Source organism: Microbaculum marinum, assembly GCF_037855135.1.
In the GTDB taxonomy this organism is placed as follows: Bacteria; Pseudomonadota; Alphaproteobacteria; order Rhizobiales; family Tepidamorphaceae; genus Microbaculum; species Microbaculum marinum.
In genome coordinates, this window is sequence record NZ_JAZHOF010000001.1 from 151449 (window position 1) to 169549 (window position 18101).

Annotated in this window: 16 protein-coding genes; 13 read left to right on the plus strand and 3 right to left on the minus strand. The window is 67.4% G+C overall.

Going from position 1 to position 18101, the window contains the following annotated elements; translation table 11 throughout:
- Positions 1-38: 38 nt before the first annotated feature.
- Positions 39-965, minus strand: a complete 927-nt coding sequence (locus V3328_RS00715; protein WP_340327715.1) for an alpha/beta fold hydrolase — start codon at positions 963-965, stop codon at positions 39-41.
- Positions 966-1232: 267 nt separating this feature from the next.
- On the opposite strand from V3328_RS00715, the gene V3328_RS00720 reads away from it, so the two are divergent.
- The 11 genes from V3328_RS00720 (at position 1233) to V3328_RS00770 (ending at position 12794) form a co-directional block, all read left to right on the plus strand.
- Positions 1233-1964 carry an isochorismatase family protein gene (locus tag V3328_RS00720; RefSeq protein WP_340327716.1) on the plus strand — a complete coding sequence of 244 codons (732 nt, stop codon included), beginning with the start codon at positions 1233-1235 and terminating at the stop codon, positions 1962-1964.
- Between the two features lie 45 nt (positions 1965-2009).
- Positions 2010-3662 (plus strand): GMC family oxidoreductase, encoded by a 1653-nt coding sequence (locus V3328_RS00725; RefSeq protein ID WP_340327717.1) that lies wholly within the window; start codon positions 2010-2012, stop codon positions 3660-3662.
- 146 nt (positions 3663-3808) lie between these two features.
- Positions 3809-4786 carry a TRAP transporter substrate-binding protein gene (locus V3328_RS00730; RefSeq protein ID WP_340327718.1) on the plus strand — a complete coding sequence of 326 codons (978 nt, stop codon included), beginning with the start codon at positions 3809-3811 and terminating at the stop codon, positions 4784-4786.
- A 35-nt stretch (positions 4787-4821) separates the two neighbouring features.
- Positions 4822-5301 carry a TRAP transporter small permease gene (locus V3328_RS00735; RefSeq protein ID WP_340327719.1) on the plus strand — a complete coding sequence of 160 codons (480 nt, stop codon included), beginning with the start codon at positions 4822-4824 and terminating at the stop codon, positions 5299-5301.
- Complete coding sequence (locus V3328_RS00740) at positions 5302-6618, plus strand: TRAP transporter large permease (protein ID WP_340327720.1); 1317 nt, start codon at positions 5302-5304, stop codon at positions 6616-6618.
- Between the two features lie 49 nt (positions 6619-6667).
- Entirely contained in the window at positions 6668-8164 is a 1497-nt protein-coding gene (locus V3328_RS00745) for a hypothetical protein (RefSeq protein ID WP_340327721.1), read from the plus strand.
- Positions 8161-8685 (plus strand): acetyl-CoA carboxylase biotin carboxyl carrier protein, encoded by a 525-nt coding sequence (locus tag V3328_RS00750; RefSeq protein ID WP_340327722.1) that lies wholly within the window; start codon positions 8161-8163, stop codon positions 8683-8685. Before V3328_RS00745 ends, V3328_RS00750 begins: the two co-directional genes overlap by 4 nt.
- A gap of 16 nt (positions 8686-8701) precedes the next feature.
- Positions 8702-10069 (plus strand): acetyl-CoA carboxylase biotin carboxylase subunit, encoded by a 1368-nt coding sequence (locus V3328_RS00755; RefSeq protein ID WP_340327723.1) that lies wholly within the window; start codon positions 8702-8704, stop codon positions 10067-10069.
- Positions 10066-10827 (plus strand): SDR family NAD(P)-dependent oxidoreductase, encoded by a 762-nt coding sequence (locus V3328_RS00760; protein WP_340327724.1) that lies wholly within the window; start codon positions 10066-10068, stop codon positions 10825-10827. Before V3328_RS00755 ends, V3328_RS00760 begins: the two co-directional genes overlap by 4 nt.
- A gap of 25 nt (positions 10828-10852) precedes the next feature.
- The gene (locus tag V3328_RS00765; RefSeq protein WP_340327725.1) at positions 10853-11659 is read left to right on the plus strand and encodes a citryl-CoA lyase; all 807 of its coding nucleotides are present in this window, start codon (positions 10853-10855) and stop codon (positions 11657-11659) included.
- 1 nt (position 11660) lies between these two features.
- Positions 11661-12794 carry a CaiB/BaiF CoA transferase family protein gene (locus tag V3328_RS00770; RefSeq protein WP_340327726.1) on the plus strand — a complete coding sequence of 378 codons (1134 nt, stop codon included), beginning with the start codon at positions 11661-11663 and terminating at the stop codon, positions 12792-12794.
- A gap of 26 nt (positions 12795-12820) precedes the next feature.
- On the opposite strand, the gene V3328_RS00775 is transcribed toward V3328_RS00770, so the two are convergent.
- On the minus strand, positions 12821-13834 hold the full coding sequence (locus V3328_RS00775) for an NADPH:quinone oxidoreductase family protein (RefSeq protein ID WP_340327727.1): 1014 nt from the start codon (positions 13832-13834) through the stop codon (positions 12821-12823).
- Positions 13831-15546, minus strand: a complete 1716-nt coding sequence (locus V3328_RS00780) for a class I adenylate-forming enzyme family protein (protein ID WP_340327728.1) — start codon at positions 15544-15546, stop codon at positions 13831-13833. The genes V3328_RS00775 and V3328_RS00780 overlap by 4 nt, the downstream gene beginning before the upstream one ends.
- A 293-nt stretch (positions 15547-15839) precedes the next feature.
- Here V3328_RS00780 and V3328_RS00785 point away from each other — a divergent pair, with 293 nt between their 5' ends.
- Positions 15840-16733, plus strand: a complete 894-nt coding sequence (locus tag V3328_RS00785) for a helix-turn-helix domain-containing protein (protein WP_340327729.1) — start codon at positions 15840-15842, stop codon at positions 16731-16733.
- Positions 16734-17024: 291 nt separating this feature from the next.
- Positions 17025-18008 (plus strand): TAXI family TRAP transporter solute-binding subunit, encoded by a 984-nt coding sequence (locus V3328_RS00790; RefSeq protein WP_340327730.1) that lies wholly within the window; start codon positions 17025-17027, stop codon positions 18006-18008.
- Positions 18009-18101: the final 93 nt, after the last annotated feature.

The following is an 18101-nucleotide window of genomic DNA, read 5'->3' on the forward strand; positions in this document are numbered from 1 at the left end:
GACCGAGGCTGCCCGACAACGGACGCAAACGGTGCCGATCAGGCGGCGCACCAGTCGCGGACCAGCCGGTTGAAGCCGGCCGGCTGCTCGCGGAAGGTATAGTGTCCCGCATTGTTGAAGACGTGCATCTCGGTGTCTTCCGTGCGCGCCGCCAGTCGCTGGTAGAGCGGCAGTCCGACCTCCGCCAGCGGCGCCGACGGGTCGTTGCGGCCCCAGACGACGAGCGTGCGCACCGGCATGCCGCTGTCGTCGATCCTTCCAAGAACCTCGGCCCGCGCCCGCTCGATGCTGGGCTGGAACACTGCCTTGCTCACCCCGCCGCGCATCCGCTTCAGGGCCTCCTGCTGGCCCGGCAGGCGGGCGATCTCCAGGTACCGGTCCAGGTAGGCCTCGGTGACGTGCGCGGTCGAGTGGGAGTTCAGTTCGGCCTCGACCATCAGGTCCTCGCGGGAATTGACGCCGTTCGGCGTCCTGCGGTCGACCTCGGCGTAGAAATGCATCGAATGCAGGCGCGGATCCGCAGGGTCGGGCGCGAGCGTGGCGCTGTCGATGATCACCGCGCTCCGCCCGCAGCCGGGCCGCTGAAGCAGCGCCGACGCCACCACCAGGCCGCCGCGCGAATGTCCTACCAGATGGGCGTTTGCGGGCACGCCCGCTGCCTTCAGCCAGCCCAGGAAGTGCCGCAGCACCGCGTCGTAGGTGTAGTCCTCGTCGCGGCTGGGAATGCCCGTGTGACCCTGGCCGAACTTGTCGAGCGCGAAGACGTGAAAGTCGCGGGAGAGCTTGGCGAGGTTCAGGCTCCATGTGTCCAGCGCGTCGGCGAAGCCGATGTCGCCGCCATGGACGAGGACGAGCGGATCGCCGCTGCCGTCCTCGTAGTAGCGCGTCGGGACCCCGTCCACATCGACCCACCGAAGCTTGTCCGGATCGATCCTGTCGATGATCGCTGCGCCATTCGTCGCCATCGTTCTTTCTCCGGCCCGCGGGTGGTGGCATGAAAAGGCACAAAGTCACAATCGTCAACAAAATCTCCAGATCAGATAAGAATTTTGTACGGCAGCCGAATTTGGTACAATCGGACGCGCAGGACGGTGCGGATCTCTCCGGACCGGCTTGCAATGGCGCGGCCGGACCGGGTCTGCGAACGGCGCTCGTTCAAAAACTTGTAATCGTGCCGAAAATAGAAATGATGGGGCGCCAGGCGGCGCAGCCGAGCAGCGGGAGAAAACGACATGGGTCGAATTTGGGATCGGTTCCTGACCGAAAGGGACCAGCAGGTGCTCACCGCTGCGGGCTACGGCACCCGGGCCGGCTTCGGCAAGCGGCCGGCCCTGCTGATCGTCGACGTCAGCTACGGATTCACCGGCGACCGGCCGGAGCCGATCCTCGACTCGATCAAGCGCTGGAACAATTCCTGCGGCGAAGAGAGCTGGGCGGCCGTCGAGGTGATCGGCAGGCTGGCCGACTCGTTCCGCGCCAGGCGCCTTCCGGTGATCTATTCGACCGGCGTGGCGCGCGACGACAACTGGGATGCCGGCAGCTGGGGCTGGAAGAACAACCGCGTCGACGAGACCGTTCCTCCGGCCAAGGGGGCGCGGGGAACCAACGAGATCGTCGACGAGATCGCGCCGCAGCCGCAGGATATCGTCGTCTACAAGCAGAAGCCCAGCGCCTTCTTCGGCACCAACCTGACGAGCTACCTCAACCTGCTCGACTGCGACAGCCTGATCGTGACCGGCTGCACCACCAGCGGCTGCGTCCGCGCCACCGTCATCGACGCCTTCAGCCTGAACGTGAGATGCACCGTCGTCGAGGACGGCTGCTTCGACCGCTGCCAGTCGAGCCACGCGGTGACCCTGTTCGACCTGCACTGCAAGTATGCGGACGTGCTGACGGGTGCGGAGATCGAGCCGTATATCGAGGGACTTCCGGACGACCTGTTCGAGAACCTGCCCGGCCGATGACCGGCGCGAAGCGTGCCATGCCGGTGGCCGGGCCGGAATAGCCCGATGTCCGGGCGCAGGGCCTACGACTACATCATCGTCGGCGCCGGATCGGCCGGGTGCGTGCTGGCAGACCGCCTCTCGGCCGACGGCGACGCCTCGGTGCTGCTCGTCGAGGCCGGCGGCTGGGACCGGGACCCGTGGATCAGGATCCCGATCGGATGGGGCCGGATCATGCAGCGCCGGCTGCACGACTGGGGCTACGATGCCGAACCGGATCCCGGCGTCGGCGGGCGCACGATGGAGTGCATGCGCGGGCGAGTCGTCGGCGGTTCCTCGTCGATCAACGCGATGGCCTATGTCCGCGGCAATCGCGGCGACTACGAAAGGTGGGCGGGATACGGCCTGCCGGCACTGGCCTATGACAGCGTGCTGCCGGTGTTCAAGCGCCAGGAGCACTGGCAGGACGGCGAGAGCGCCTATCGCGGCGGCGGCGGTGGGCTGTTCACGACGCGAGCGAGTTACGGCGACCCGCTGGTTGCCGCCTGCCTCGAGGCCGCCGAGCGGGCCGGACATCCCTATACGGACGACTACAACGCCGAGCAGCAGGAAGGCTTCGCGGTCCTGCAGTCGACGATCGGCCGCGGCCGCCGCTGCAGCGCCGCGGACGCCTTCCTGCGGCCCGCGCTGCGGCGGCAGAACCTGCATGTCCTGACGGGGGCGCTGGCGACCGGCATCGGCTTTCAGGGGGACCGCGCGGTCTCCGTCTCGGTGGTGCGATCGGACCTGCTGGAGACGATCCGCGCCGAGCGCGAGATCGTGCTGTGCGCGGGCGCCATCAATTCGCCGCAGCTGCTGATGCTGTCGGGCATCGGCGACCCCGCCGAACTGCACCGCCTCGGGATCGAGACGCGGGTGGCGCTGCCCGGCGTCGGCGCGAACCTGCAGGACCATGCGACCGTCGCGGTGGAGTTCGCGCGCGCAGCACCGGGCCCGTTCGTCCAACACATGCGCGCCGATCGCATCGCGGCCAGCCTGGCGCAGGCCTATCTGACGGGCAGCGGCTTCGCCACCGACCTGCCGAGCGGCTGGACCGCGTTCCTGCGCACCGCCTCCGCCGGCCCGCTGCCGAACCTGCAGCTGATCTTCCGCGCCGTGCCGCTGGCGGCCGCGCCGTGGTTTCCAGGCGTACGCAAGCCGTTTGCCGACGGGTTCGCGATCCGGGCCGTGCTGCTGCGGCCGGAAAGCCGCGGCAGCATCGCCCTGCGCTCCGCCAATCCGCGCGACAAGGTCGTCATCCGCCAGAACCTGCTCCAGGCCGACAGCGACAGGCGGACCGTCAAGGAGGGGCTCGGGATCGTGCGGGACCTGGCGAACCAGTCCGCGCTGAAAGCCTATATCGGTCGCGAGATCGCGCCGGGACCGGGCAACTGGAGCGATGCCGGGCTGAACGATCACGTCGCCCGCTCGGCGGCAACGGCCCACCATCCCGCCGGCACCTGCCGGATCGGCGGCGGCGAAGAGGAGAGCCTCGTGCTCGACCCCCGGTTCCGCGTTCGCGGGACACGGTCGCTGCGCGTCGTCGATGCCTCGGCGTTCCCGGATCTGGTTGGCGGAAACATCAATGCGGCGGTTATGATGCTCGCCGACAGGGCGGCGGACGAAATTCTCGGGACCGTTGCGCAGGCGGGGACTCCGGCAATGAGAAATGTCTCCTAAAGTGGGATAATTGCCACCAGTTTTCCCAAGTTAAAAATTTGTACAAAAAATTTGACTGACCTCCGGCTGTTGCCTATCGTTCGTCTGATCAGATTTCGAGCTTGGCTGCTTTTCGGGCAGCAATGACGAAGAAGGGGAACGCAAAAATGAAGCTCTTCAAATCGATCCTTGTGGCCGCGACGCTGGTGCTTCCGGCACTGCCCGCGGCGGCCAAGGAATACCGGCTCCTGTCAAGCTGGGACGGCAACTACGCCTACAATCCCTACATCCTCGATCCGTTCGTCGAGCAGCTGAAGGAGGCGACCGACGGGCGCATCTCGATCTCGGTCAGCGGTCCGGAGACCGTGCCGCCGTTCGAGCAGCTCGAGCCGGTCGGATCGGGTGTGTTCCAGTTCCTCTTCACGCATGGCGCCTATCATGCCGGCACCACGCCGATCATGCTCGCCGCCGACGCGCTTCATGGCGATCTCGACGCGGTGCGCGAGTCCGGCATTTTCGACGAGCTGGACAAGATCTACCAGAAGTACAACCTCAAGCTCGTGATGCTGCCGATCACGCCGGAGGGCGCCTACCACATCCTGCTGCGCGAGCCGGTCAACGACAACGGCGACCTGGAAGGCCGCAAGATCCGCGGCAGCCTGTCCTACAAGGGCGTCGTCGAGATGCTCGGCGCGGTGCTGGTGGTGATGCCGCCGTCGGAGATCTACACCGGCCTGGAGAAGGGCGTCATTGACGGCGCCGCCTGGCCGATCATCGGCGCGCTCGACTACAAGTGGTACGAGGTCGCTCCCTATCTCCTGCGCCCGGGCTTCGGCGTGAACTACGAGCCGATCTTCATGAACCTCGATGCGTGGAACGCGCTGAGCGAGGAAGACCAGAAGGCGGTGATGGACGTCTCCGCGAAGATCGAGGACTCCTGGTACAAGGATGCCCCCGAGGTCTGGAAGAAGGAAGAGGACGAGCTCAAGGCCCGCGGCATGAAGGTCACGGAGATGGGCGATAAGCAGAAGGCGGAGCTGGGCAACGCCTGGGCCGCCGCGCTCTGGACCATGGCCGAGGAAAAGGATCCGGAAGCCGCCAAGCAGATCCGCGACTTCGCCCGCAGCAAGGGCCTGACCGACTGATGTCAGCCGAACGGCGCCTTTCGTGGCCGGCACGCGTGCATGATGGCATCACGCTGGTCGGCTACCTGGGCGCCGTGATCTGCCTGATCGTCATCGTCTTCTCGTATTCCTACGAGGTGGGGGCCCGGTATCTCTTCTCGGCTCCCACCACCTGGGCCTCCTCCCTTGTCTCCTACATGCTGGTGCTGATGGTGTTCCTCGCAATGCCGGAGCTGACGCGGGCGCGGAGCCACATCTTCATCACCATCGTCCTGGATTCCATGCCCGAGCGGCGCGCCCTCTGGTTCCAGCGCGTCTCGTTCCTCGTCGCCGCGTTCGCCTGCCTGCTGGCCGCCTGGTTCTGCTTCGACGCGACCGCCCAGCAATATGTCCGTGGCATCTCGACCGTGAACGAATGGGGCGTGCCCAAGTGGCTCCTGACCTGGGCCATTCCCTACGGGCTGGCATCGACCAGCATCTACTTTCTCCGGCATGTCGCCACCATGACCTCCTATCAGCCGTCCGAGGCCATCTAGATGGACTGGTGGATGACGCTGCTGCTCGGCATGGCAGTGCTGCTCACGCTGCTGTTCGTGGGAATGCCGATCTTCGTCGCCTTCCTGATCCTCAACGTTGCCGGCGTGTTCTGGCTGATCGGCCCGTCCGGCTTCGGCATGTTCGCCAACTCCATCTACACGACGGCGTCGACCGGCAGCCTGGCGGCCGTCCCGCTGTTCATTCTGATGGGCGAGGTGCTGTTCCGGTCCGGCGCCATGGAGGTGCTGCTGACGTCGCTCGACCGGCTGGTCGGCAACATCCGCGGACGCCAGTACGTATTGTGCATTCTGCTCTCGGCGATCTGCGGCGCGCTGGCCGGCGCGGCGATGGCGGTCGCCGGCCTGCTGGGCAGATCACTCTATCCGACCATGCAGCAGCGCGGCTACGATGAGCGGCTGTCGGCGGGAACGATCCTGGGCGGCGCCAGCCTCGACCCGATCATCCCGCCCAGCGTGCTCGCCATCATCATCGCGTCGCTGGCGAAGGTGTCGACGGGAAAGCTGCTGATGGCCGGACTGGTTCCGGGCCTGGTGCTGATGGTCATGTTCCTGATCTACGTGCTGGTCCGGGTGAAGCTGAAGCCGTCGCTTGCGCCCGACCTGTCGGAGGACCTGCGGAACCCCGACACCAAGGGCAGCGCCCTGGTCGCCTTCCTGAAGATGCTGCCGGTTTCGCTGATCTTCCTGACCGTGGTCGGCTTCATCATGATGGGCGTCGCCACGCCCACGGAGGCGGCGGCGACCGGTGTGATCGGATCGCTGATCCTGGCGGCGGCTTATGGCGGGCTCAATCTGGAGATGCTGCGTCTGTCGCTGTTCTCCGGCGTCCGGGTCGCCGGCATCATGCTGGCGATCATGGCCTGCGCGACGATGTTCAGCCAGCTGCTGATCTTCTCCGGCGCGCTGGGACAGCTCGGCGACTTCGTCCTGCATCTCGACCTGTCCTTCTACCTGATGCTGCTGGTGCTGCTCGGCCTGCCGTTCCTGCTGTTCATGTTCCTGGACCAGGTTTCGGTGCTGATGGTGCTCGTTCCGCTCTACCAGCCGATCATCCAGCACTACGAATACGACCCGATCTGGTTCTGGGCGCTGGTGCTGATCGTCGCGACCGTCGGCGGCATCACCCCGCCGTTCGGCTACACGCTCTATGCCTTCAAGAGCGCCGTGCCGACGGTGGAGACGAAACTGCTGTTCTCGGCGGCCTGGCCGTTCGTCTGGATCATCGTCGCCGGGATGGCGCTGATGGCGGTGTTCCCCGAACTGATCACCTTTGTACCCAACATGATGCGCGGATAGCGGCCACTGGCCCCCGGAGCACCGACAGCAGTCGCCGCAGGTAGCAGCAATGCAGCAGATCCGATTTGTCGATACCACGGTACGTGACGGCCAGCAGAGCCTCTGGGCGACCAACATGCGCACGGAGATGATGCTTCCGGCGCTCGAGCATCTCGATCGCGCCGGCTTCGAGTCGATCGAGATCCACGCCAACAGCTTCGAGAAGAAGATGGTGCGGGAGCTTCTCGAGAACCCGTTCGACCGCCTGCGCCAGGCCCGCGCCATCGTGCAGAACACGCCGCTGCGGATCATCCGCGGCCGCTACCTGACCTCCTTCCAGATCGCGCCGCGCTGCCTGGAGGAGATGTGGTACGAGCTGCTCGGCGCCTACGACATCCAGGAAGTGCGCACGTCGGACTCCTCCCACACGGTCGAGCACTGGAAGTGGCACGTGGAGACCGCCCGCAAGTCGGGCGTCGACACGATCCTCAACCTGATCTTCTCGATCTCGCCGCGCCACACCGACGAGTACTACGCCGAGAAGACCCGGCAGGCGGCCGCCCTTCGTCCCTACCGGATCTGCCTGAAGGACCCCGGCGCGCTGCTGACGCCCGAGCGCCTGCAGACGCTGGTCCCGGCCGTGCTGAAGAATGCCGGCGACATCACGGTGGAGTTCCACACCCATTGCAACACGGGCCTCGGCGGCCTGTGCACGCTTGAGGCGATCAAGCTCGGCATCGGCACCGTGAACACGGCCGTGCCGCCGATGGCGCACGGCTCTTCGAATCCCTCGACGTTCGAGGTCGCCCGCAACGCCCGCACGCTCGGCTACGAGACGGTTCTCGACGAAACCTGCCTGCCGCCGGTCGAGGCGCACCTGCGCGCGGTCGCCGCGCGCGAGGGCCTGCCCGTCGGCGAGCCGCTGCCCTACGACGCCGCCCACTACATCCACCAGGTGCCCGGGGGCATGATCTCCAACCTGCGCTTCCAGCTCGGCAATGCGGGCCTTGCGGAGAAGCTCCCGGAAGTCCTCGAGGAGATCGGGCGCGTGCGGGCGGATTTCGGCTACCCGATCATGGTCACACCGTACTCCCAGTTCATGGGCGCCCAGGCGGTGATGAACGTCATCGCCGGCGAACGCTACAAGACGGTCTCCGACGAGATCGTGCAGTACGCCCTCGGCTTCTGGGGCGCCGACGAGCGCGACGCCATCGAACCCGACATCCGCGACCGCGTGCTGGACCGGCCGCGCGCCCGCCAGATCGCCAAGCACCCGCCCGAGGAGATCACGCGCGAGGAGCTTCGCAGGCGCCACGGCGGACCGGGCGTCTCGGACGAGGAGATGATGCTGCGGATCTTCACCGACGAGGACTCCGTGGCGCGGATGCGGGCGGCCGCCGGGGCGCCGGCCGCGGCACGCTCCGGCGGCGGCATCGAGGGCCTGCTAGACATGCTGTCGCGCCACGAGCGGGTCGGCTACGTCCGAATCGAGACCGAGGGACTGAATCTGGAACTGAAGGCGAACCGGCCGTCCGGCGCTCGCAAGTCAGGGGAGACCGTGCAGTGACCAGCAAGTTCGACACGCTGAGCGAGGCGGATATCGCCAGGATCGGCCAGCTCGTCGAGGCGCTCGACAAGTCGGGCTTCGACTACCTGACGCTGGAACTGGCCGATTTCAGGATCACGGTCGGCACCGGCGCGGCGGTTCCCGACGGCGTGGCGGCGGCACCGCCGTCCCCGGCCGCTCCGGTCGCCGCGAAGGCCCCCGTCAGCGCTGCGCCGCAGGCCACCGCGCCGGCAGCCGGGGCCGCGCCCGCACCCGCCGCCGAGCCGGTGGAGGAGGGGCTGGTCGACGTCGTCGCGACGACGATGGGCCGCTTCTATTCGAGGCCCGATCCGAAGTCCGATCCGTTCGTGACCGTCGGGTCGGAGGTGACGCCGGAGAGTTCCGTCGGCCTGATCGAGGTCATGAAGCTCTTCAATGCGGTCACAGCCGGAGTGACGGGCACCGTCGCGCAGATCTGCGTGGAGGACGCCCAGTTCGTCGAGTACGGGCAGGTGCTCTGCCGCATCCGGCCCTCCGCGTGAGCGCGTCTCCCGCGAGATGACCATCAGGCGCGTCTTCATCGCCAATCGCGGCGAGATCGCGGTGCGCATCATCCGGGCCTGCCAGGGGCTCGGCATCGAGAGCGTGCTTGCGGTCTCGGAAGCAGATCGCGACAGCCTCGGCGCGCGGATCGCCGACCGCGCCGTCTGCGTCGGCCCGGCCTCCGCAACCGAAAGCTACCTGATCGCGAAGAACATGGTGGCTGCGGCGGTCGGCACCGACTGCGACGCCCTGCATCCGGGCTACGGCTTCCTCGCCGAGTCCCCGGACCTCGCCCAGCTCTGCGCCGACAACGGCGTCACCTTCGTCGGCCCGAGCCCCGAGCAGATCCGGCGCATGGGCAACAAGATCGAGGCGCGGCGGCTGGCGGAAGAGTTTGACATCCCGACGCTGCCGGGATCGACGCGGGTCGGCAGCTACGAGGAGGCCAGCGCGGTCGTCGCGGAAACGGGCCTGCCGGTGATGATCAAGGCTGCCGCCGGCGGCGGCGGCAAGGGCATGCGGATCGTCACCGGGACCGGCCAGCTGAGGGACGAGTTCGCCCGTGCCGCCTCCGAAGCCGGCGCGGCCTTCGGCGACTCGACGCTGTACGTGGAGAAGTTCATCGCCAACGCCCGGCACGTCGAGGTCCAGGTGCTGGCCGACAGCCACGGCAACGTCATTCATCTCGGCGAGCGCGACTGCTCGCTGCAGCGCCGGCACCAGAAGATGGTCGAGGAGGCGCCGGCCCCGAACCTGCCGGAGGCGCTGCGCGATAAGATCCGCGAGGCGGCGGTGCGGCTGGCGAGCCGGTTCGGCTACCGGAACGCCGGCACCGTCGAGTTCATCCTCGACCAGGACGAGGGCCGCTTCTACTTCCTGGAAATGAACACCCGCATCCAGGTCGAGCATCCCGTCACCGAGATGATCACCGGCATCGACCTCGTCGAGGAGCAGTTCCGGGTGGCGGCCGGCAAGACGCTGCGCTTTGCCCAAGACGACATCGTCTTCCGCGGCCACGCGATCGAATGCCGGGTCAACGCCGAGATGCCGGAAGAGGGCTTCCGGCCGAGCCCCGGACGGATCTCGGTATGGCAGCCGCCGCAGGCCCCCTACATCCGCCTCGATAGCCACTGCCACGAGGGCTATCTGGTACCGATGTTCTACGACTCGATGATCGCCAAGCTGATCGTCTACGGGACGGACCGCGCTGAAGCGATCGACCGCATGACACGGGCGATCGACCGGTTCCACATCGAGGGGCCCGCCACCACGCTCGCCTTCCAGAAACGTCTGATCTGCGAGCCGGCGTTCCGGGACGGCACCATGAACACCGGCCTCGTCGACCGGATGCTGGCCGGCAATCGGGAAGGGAAACAGCCGTGAACTGCTGCGTCACCGACCAGTCGGTCATCGTCACCGGGGCCGCCAGCGGTATCGGCAAGGCCTGCGCGACATACCTCCTCGGCGGCGGCAACCGCGTCCTTGCCGCGGACCTGCGTGAGGAGGATCTCGCCGCCGCGTTTCCCCAGCCTCCCAATAACCTGCGCACCGTCGCGGCCGACATTTCGGATGCGGATGCCTGCGCCCGGATCGTCGAGACGGCGGTCGAGGCGTTCGGAGCCGTCGACGCCCTGATGCACTGGGCCGGGCGGCACTCGATCAAGTCGTGGGACCAGCTCACGGCAGATGACTTCGACAGCCTGCTCCGCGTCAACGTCACCGGTTCGTTCCTGATGGCGCAGGCTGCGGCGCGCCGGATGGCCGGCCAGGCGACCGGCGGCGCCATCGTGCTGACCGGATCGACGGCCGTGATCCACGCCCCGATCGGCGGCTCGGCCGGCAACGGCGGGCCGCTCTACGTCACCTCGAAGGCGGCGATCACCGGGATGGTGCGCTCGCTCGCCCGCGCGCTCGGCCCCTCCAACATCCGCGTCAACGGCGTCGCGCCCGGTGTCACCGAGACGCCGATGATCTCCAACTACGCGCAGGAGACGCGCGAGCTGCAGGTCAAGACCTCGCCGCTCGGACGCATCGGCTCGGCTGCAGAGGTCGCGGAGGCCGGATGCATGCTGATCAGCCCGGCGTCGCGCTACGTGTCGGGGGAGATGATCATCGTCAACGGTGCGACGGCCTTCGGATAGGTCCGGCAGTTCAGGGGAGACAGCAATGAAGGTCGGTAAGCAGGATGCGGCGCTGAGCGCCATCTGCACGTCGGACACCCACACCATCAACGTGCGCGGCAAGGAGTTGAGCGCGGACCTGATCGGCAATGTCGATTTCACCAGCTACTTCTTCTTCCTCGTCACAGGCGAGATGCCGGACGACAGGCAGAAGGCGATGCTCGACGCTGTCCTGGTGGCGATCGCCGAGCACGGCCTGGTGCCGAGCAACCAGGCGGCGCGTATGACGCTCGCTGCCGCCCCCGATGCGCTGCAGGGCGCCGTCGCCGCCGGCCTGCTCGGCTGCGGATCTGTAGTGCTGGGCAGCACGGAAGCCTGCGGACGGTTCCTCGCCGAAGTCCTCGAGAGTGCGAAGGCGTCCGGCGAGCCTGTCGAGGAGGCGGCGCGGACGGCGCTCCAGGACCTGCGCGACCGCCGCCTGCCGGTGCCGGGCTTCGGCCATCCCCAGCACAAGGACGGCGATCCGCGCGCGATCCGGCTGCTGGCGCTCGCCCGCGAGCGCGGCGTCGCGGGCGCCTATGTCGGTCTGGTCGAGACCATGTCGAGGCTCGTGGCCGGCATCTGGGGCCGGTCGCTGCCGCTCAACGTCTCCGGCGCGATCCCCGCCGTCATGCTCGACGCCGGCTTCCCGGTGACCGTCCTCAAGGGCATCCCGATCCTCGCCCGCACCGCGAGCCTGATCGCCCATCTGAACGAGGAGATGAGCCGCTCCATCGGCTTCATCCTCGCCGGCAACGCCGCCGAAACGATCGGCTACGACGGCCCGGCGCTGGCCGGGGCGGGAGAGCGCTGACATGGTGAAGGTGCTCGAAGGCATCCGCGTCGTCGAACAGGGCAGCTTCATCACCGGCCCCGCCGCCGGCATGTTCCTCGCCGATCTCGGCGCCGACGTCATCAAGGTTGAGCGGCCGGGCTCCGGCGATCCCTTCCGGGCCTTCCGGGGCGGGCTCTACAGCCCGGTGTTCCAGGCCTACAACCGCAACAAGCGCTCTATCGCGCTCGACACCACCGAGGCCGGCGATCGCGCCATCTTCGACGACCTGATCGCCACGGCCGACGTCTTCATCCACAACTTCCGGCCAGGCGGCGCCGAGAAGCTCGGCGTCGGCGCCGAGCGGCTGCGCGCCCTGAATCCGCGCCTGATCTACTGCGCGATCAGCGGCTTCGGGAAGAGCGGGCCCTACGAGAAGCGTCCCGCCTACGACACCGTTGCGCAGGCCGCCAGCGGCTATCTCGGCCTTCTGGTCAACCCGGAGAACCCGCGCGTGGTCGGTCCGGCGATCGCCGACGCGGTGACCGGCTTCTATGCGGCCTACGGCGTGCTCGGAGCGCTACACGAGCGCCACGCCACCGGCACCGGCCGCCTCGTCGACGTGTCGATGCTGGAGGCCATGTGCCACTTCAACATCGACGCCTTCACCAACTACTTCGTGATTGGCGACGTGATGGGCCCCTACAGCCGGCCGCGCGCCTCGCAGTCCTACGTTATGGCCTGCGCCGACGGGAAATGGGTCGCCCTGCACATGTCGTCGCCGGAAAAGTTCTGGCGCGGGCTCGCCAAGGTGATCGAGCGGCCGAACCTGTTCGACGATCCCCGCTTCGCCGACCGTGCGGCGCGCATCGAGAACCACGAGGCGCTGATCGCGACGCTCACCGAGGAGTTCGTCAAGCGCCCGCGGGCGGAGTGGTGCGCGTTGCTCGAAGCGGAGGACGTGCCCTACGCGCCGATGTACCGGACCGACGAGGTGCTGCAGGACCCGCAGGTGCGGCACCTGGAGATCGAGACTGTCGCCGAGCATCCGACCGAGGGGCCGTTCCGCTCGGTGCGCAGCCCGGTCACCTACGACGACGACCGGGTGCCGCTCGCCGAGGCGCCGCCGACGCTCGACGAGCATCGCGCCGCGATCCTGGCGGAGATCGGCCGGTAGCGCCGCCTCTCGGCCGGTACGTTAATTCAGGGGTGTAGGATCGCCCGGCCGGTGACCTTGCGGCCGAGCAGGTCCTCCAGCGCGCGGGCGTAGTCGGCCAGCGGATAGGCCTGGACGGGAGCCGGTCTGATCCGGCCGGCGACGCAGAGGGCGAAGATGTCCTCGAAGCACTCGTTCATCAGCTCCGGCATCCGCTTGCGGTAGTCGCTGACCTGGACGCCGCTGACCTCGATGTTCTTCAGGAGCAGGTAGTTCGCCTTGACCTCCGGGATGCGGCCGGAGGCAAAGCCGATCACCACCAGCCGTCCGCGCCAGGCAACCGCGCGGAGCGCCGCATCGAAGAAGTCGCCGCCGAGCGGATCGAGCACGATGTCCGCGCCGGCGCCGCCGGTCAGGGCATGGACCTGCTCGCGCAGGCCGTTGCGCAGATCGGGCACCGACAGGTCGACGATCTCGTCGGCGCCGGCCTGCCGGACGATATCCGTCTTCTGCGGCGAGGTGACGCCGGCCAGCACCCGCGCGCCCTTCGCCTTGGCGAGCTGGATCGCGGCAAGCCCGACCGCCCCGGTCGCGCCCAGCACGAGCACCGTGTCGCCCGCGGCAAGCCGCGCCCGGTCGGTGAGCGTCACCCAGGCGGTGTCGTAGGCAAGCGACACCGAGGCGGCGTCATCGAAGGAGAGGCCGTCGGGCAGCCGGAAGCACTGGCTCTCCGGCACGCAGACAAATTCGGCGTAGCCGCCGTGCTCGGCCATGGTCAGCAGGCGGTCGCCGGGGCTGAACCGCGTCACGCCGGCGCCGACCGCGTCGACGGTGCCGACCGGCAGCTTGCCGGGCGAGAAGGGGCGCTCGGGGAGGAACTGGTACTTGCCCTCCATCACCAGCGTGTCGACGAAGTTGGCGGCGACGGCTGCGACCCGGATCCGCACCTCGCCGTCCTTCGGCTCGGGAACCGGCATGTCCTCGAGCTTCGCCGTGCCGAGCGGCCCGAACTCGCGGACGACGATCGCCTTCATCGTGGTCATGTCCGCCGCTTCGCTCATTCCGCGGCGCTCTTCCAGCGGATCGGCTCGGGCTGCAACTCGCCGCTCTCGATCGACGGCATCAGGGCGCGCTTCAGCACCTTGCCGCTGGCCCCGAGCGGGATCTCGTCGACCTGCAGGAAGTACTCCGGCATGTCGTACTTCGACAGTCCCTCGTCATGGAGATGGCCGAGCAGTCCAAGAGGCTCCACCGTTTCGCCCTTCTTCGGCATCACGACGATGCAGACCCGCTCGCCGAGGCGCTCGTCCTTGACCGGCACGGCGGCGGCGCGCTCGACTGCGGGGTGGCGCATCGCAAGCGCCTCGATGGTCGCGGGATGGATGTTATGGCCGCCGCGGATGATGACGTCCTTGATGCGGCCGGTGATCTGCAGGTAGCCGTCCGCGTCGAGGCGGCCGAGGTCGCCGGTCATGAACCAGCCGTCGCGGTTGAACGATTTCTCGGTGTTCGCCTGGTCGTCGAAATAGCCGAGCATGAGGCTGCCGCCGCGGCCGCCGATCTGGCCGATCTCGCCGACCGGCAATTCCTTGTCCTGGTCTTCGGCGCAGAAGATCCGCACCTCGTATCCCGGGCAGACCCGCCCGGACGTGGCGACGATCTTCTCCGGCGGGTCGCCCGGCAGCGTGTAGTGGTGCGAGCACGCCTCGGTCATGCCGTAGCCGCTCTGCGGAATGATGTCGTAGGACAGCAGCCGTTCGACCACCGCGGAGGGGGCTGCGGCCCCCGAAATGCGGAATCCGCGCAACGCCGGCAGGTTCGCGCCGCCCTGCGCCTCGATCTCGGCGAGCAGGTCCATGGCGTGCGCCGGGACGCCGAAGACGAAGGTGGTCCCGGTCTCGCGCAGGCGCGTCAGCAGGCTCGCGCCGCGCGGCAGGTCGTGCAGCACGATCTCGCCGCCCGCCTGCAAGGTGAGCACCAGTGCGCCGAAGCCGAGGTTGTGGCTCAGCGGGCTCAGCGTATAGGTCACGGACTGCGGCCCAAACGACCAGTCCGCGGCAAGCGCGCGGGCGTTGGACAGGAGCGTGTTGTTGGAGTGCATCACGCCTTTCGGCTCGCCGGTCGTGCCGGAGGTGAAGGCGAGATAGACTACGTCGTCCGGCCAGTCCTCCGCGTCCGGTATCGATGCGTCCTTGCCCGATGCATCCGGGTCGGACTTTTGCGCGGCGCCGAGCGCACGGGCGATATCGGCGGCCGAGCGCGGACGCGGTGCATCGAGGCGGCAGATCTTCTGCACATGCCCGAGTTCGCCGGCACGCGCGAAGACGTCCTTGCGGTCGGCATCGGCCCCGTATCCCGCTTCGGCGTAGAGCGCCCGCGCCGTAGAGCGTTCGAGCAGCGTCGCGATCTCGTCGACGGTATGATTGCGGTGTAGCGACGGGCACAGGACGTAGCCCTGCCGCGAGCAGGCCAGCAGAAGCGGGGCAAGCTCGACCCGGCTGGACATCCAGGCGGCGACGCGGTCGCCGGGCCGCAGGCCCGACGCGTGCAGGTCCGCGGCGATCCCCGCGGCGAGATCGAGCAGTTCGCCGTAGGTCAGCGCCGCCGAGCTGTCGCGGATCGCGACCTTCTCAGCCGAAGCCTCGGCGCGGGCGGCGGCGCGGTCGTAGATGGTCTCGTCCTTCCACACGCCGGACCCGTAGAACTGCTTGAGGAGACCGTCCGTCAGGCGGGTGAGCAAGTTCTGACCGCCGAAGCGAGATGGACGATCCATGCGACCCATGTGCGGGCCTCCTCCCATTACAGCACTGCAAATTCCGACGGTTTCTTGAAGCCCATTATAGTTCCAAAATCAACATTTTTCCCAAATTATTTATATACGTCAGTGGGAGGCCGGATTTTTGAAAGGTGTAACGTGGGGCATTAGCGCTTCCCGAATCCGGCGCCATCGCCGATAATCCGGGGATTGTGCCGATCCGGGGGAGGGTCGGCCGCGGCGGCGCACGCGTGGCGCCGCCAGCGCGGACAATGGAAAAAATCGAGACGTTTCGAACGGGAGGGGGCGCAATGTCTGTGCGTTACGATGAAATCGGCCAGCGCCTGCGCGCGTTTCGCCTGGGGTCCGGGATGAGCGCCGACGACATCGCCAAGCGAATCGGCATCTCCCGGACGGCAGTCTACCGCTTCGAAAAGGGGGAGGTCGTCAAAATCGAGACGCTGTCCAGCCTCGCCGACCTGCTTGGCGTCTCGCTGCCCACCCTGCTGGGCGTGGAGATCGAGTACATCTCCTCGGCCGTCACCTATTTCGAGCGCCTGCGACAACTGGAAGCCGTGGCCGACCGGATCATCGTGCTCGCCGGGCCGATCTCCTTCCTGCTCGCCTCCGACGAGTTCCGCTCGTCGCTGCGGGACCTGCTGCGCGAGAGCATCGCCGACAACGACGAGCACAAGGACAAGCTGCTCGCCGACATCGAGCGGATCATCGAGATCCTCGAGGAGCGGCGGAAGAACTACGAGGAGCGCCGGCCCGCGATCGTCAACCTGATGTCGGCGCTGGATATCGAACGGCTTCTCCGCTCCGGCTTCGTCGGCCGGCCCTTCGTCTCGGATCACGACATCCGCAAGCGCCAGCAGCGCGCCCAGTCGGAGGTCGCGCATTTCGCCAGGCTGATGGAGGAAGAGCCGATCGGCACGCAGATCGGGCTCGTGACCGGAACGCTGCCGCACACCGGGTTCCAGATCTTCCGCAGCGGCGACCGCAAGACGCTGTCGGTCAGCCCGTTCCGCCTCGGCGAACAGCCGAACATCAAGCTGGGCGTGGCGATGATCACCGAGAACGAGGAAGCCGTGTCGCTGCACGAGACCGTCGTCGACGAGATGTGGCGCACTGCGCTGAAGGGCCGCGAGGCCGCCCGGTATCTCCGCGACCTGATGGCCTCGGTGGGCAAGAACGCGAACTGAGGCGGTTTGGACCGGGCCTCCGCTCCGCCCGGATCGGACCTGTTCCGGGTGACGCAGCGGACCGGCACGCCAGTCGATGAAGCCGGATCCCCGGCAAAGTGACCGGTCGCCGTGGTGCGGGAAAACGAACTTTGTCCCAAATTTGGTAATTCTCTTGCGCTGCGTTTCAAATTCTGGTCTGAATTGGTTGCGTGCCGGCGAGGACCGAACTTGTGGTCCTGCCTGCCATGCCCAGGCCGACGAAAAGATCGGCGCCTGCATCACCGGTTTCAGAAGAGAAGGGGAATATCGATGAAGAAGGTCATGTTCGCGACCGCCGTCGGCATCGCGCTTTCCGCGGTCCAGCCGGCGACGGCGCAAGAGGTGAACGAATCCGTGTGCGGCGCAAGTCCGGGGGGCCTGTGGTCGCTGGTCGGTACCGGTCTCGACGCCGCCGTGAAGGCAGAGTATCCGGGTTCGACGATCACCTATCAGACGTCCAGCGGCGGTCTCGCCAACATTCCGCAGGTCATGAACGGCGTCTGCCTGTTCGGAATGGCGAATGATGGCGACCTGGTGTTCGCCGCGAAAGGTATCGAGCCGTTCAAGGCGCCCGTCGAGGGCCTGACCGCGGTGGCCGTCCTGTACGACTGGGCGCCGGTGTGGTGGATCGCGCGGAAGGACTTTGCCGAGGAGTACGGCATCGAAGACCTCAACGATCTGGTCGAGAAGAAGCCGCCGGTCCGGCTGGTGTTCAACCGGCGCGGGCTATTGACCTCCGCCATCACCGAAAGCACGCTCGAGGCGCTCGGCGTCTCGCTCGAGGACGTAGAGTCCTGGGGCGGATCGATCCAGTACCAGGCGTCCAACGAGCAGACCGGCCTGATGAAGGACGGCCGCGTCGACATGCTCGCCAACACGCTGTTCGAAGGGCACCGCTCGCTCGCCGAGATGGGCGAGTCGGTCGATCTCAAGCTGATCGGCGTTCCGGACGACGCGGCCCAAGCCGTGATCGAGGAATACGGACTGCAGCCGTGGACGATCTCGGCCGACGCCAATCCGTGGGGAGATGACGACGTCAAGACCGTCACCACGAGCATCATCCTGTTCACCAAGGCCGACACCCCTGACGATGTCGTCTACGAGGTGACGAAGTCGATGATCGAGCATCCCGACAAGATGGGCGCAGTCTCCGACGCCATGAAGCGGTTCTCCCCTGAGGGGATGGTCGCGCAGGACGCCGCTCCGTTCCATCCGGGCGCCATCAAGGCGTACAAGGAAGCCGGCTTGATGTGAGGCCAGCCGTTGCGGAACCGCTCCGGTCCGACGCCGGCCGTTTCCTGGCGGCCGGCGTGACCGGGGCTTCCGCGACTGCCAGCGCGGGGCATA

Excerpts from the sequence above, each read along its gene's own strand:
- V3328_RS00715 (WP_340327715.1), bottom strand. The coding sequence starts at position 965 with ATGGCGACGAATGGCGCAGCGATCATCGACAGGATCGATCCGGACAAG.
- V3328_RS00720 (WP_340327716.1), top strand. The coding sequence starts at position 1,233 with ATGGGTCGAATTTGGGATCGGTTCCTGACCGAAAGGGACCAGCAGGTG.
- V3328_RS00725 (WP_340327717.1), top strand. The coding sequence starts at position 2,010 with ATGTCCGGGCGCAGGGCCTACGACTACATCATCGTCGGCGCCGGATCG.
- V3328_RS00730 (WP_340327718.1), top strand. The coding sequence starts at position 3,809 with ATGAAGCTCTTCAAATCGATCCTTGTGGCCGCGACGCTGGTGCTTCCG.
- V3328_RS00740 (WP_340327720.1), top strand. The coding sequence starts at position 5,302 with ATGGACTGGTGGATGACGCTGCTGCTCGGCATGGCAGTGCTGCTCACG.
- V3328_RS00745 (WP_340327721.1), top strand. The coding sequence starts at position 6,668 with ATGCAGCAGATCCGATTTGTCGATACCACGGTACGTGACGGCCAGCAG.
- V3328_RS00755 (WP_340327723.1), top strand. The coding sequence starts at position 8,702 with ATGACCATCAGGCGCGTCTTCATCGCCAATCGCGGCGAGATCGCGGTG.
- V3328_RS00765 (WP_340327725.1), top strand. The coding sequence starts at position 10,853 with ATGAAGGTCGGTAAGCAGGATGCGGCGCTGAGCGCCATCTGCACGTCG.
- V3328_RS00770 (WP_340327726.1), top strand. The coding sequence starts at position 11,661 with ATGGTGAAGGTGCTCGAAGGCATCCGCGTCGTCGAACAGGGCAGCTTC.
- V3328_RS00775 (WP_340327727.1), bottom strand. The coding sequence starts at position 13,834 with ATGAGCGAAGCGGCGGACATGACCACGATGAAGGCGATCGTCGTCCGC.
- V3328_RS00780 (WP_340327728.1), bottom strand. The coding sequence starts at position 15,546 with ATGGATCGTCCATCTCGCTTCGGCGGTCAGAACTTGCTCACCCGCCTG.
- V3328_RS00785 (WP_340327729.1), top strand. The coding sequence starts at position 15,840 with ATGTCTGTGCGTTACGATGAAATCGGCCAGCGCCTGCGCGCGTTTCGC.
- V3328_RS00790 (WP_340327730.1), top strand. The coding sequence starts at position 17,025 with ATGAAGAAGGTCATGTTCGCGACCGCCGTCGGCATCGCGCTTTCCGCG.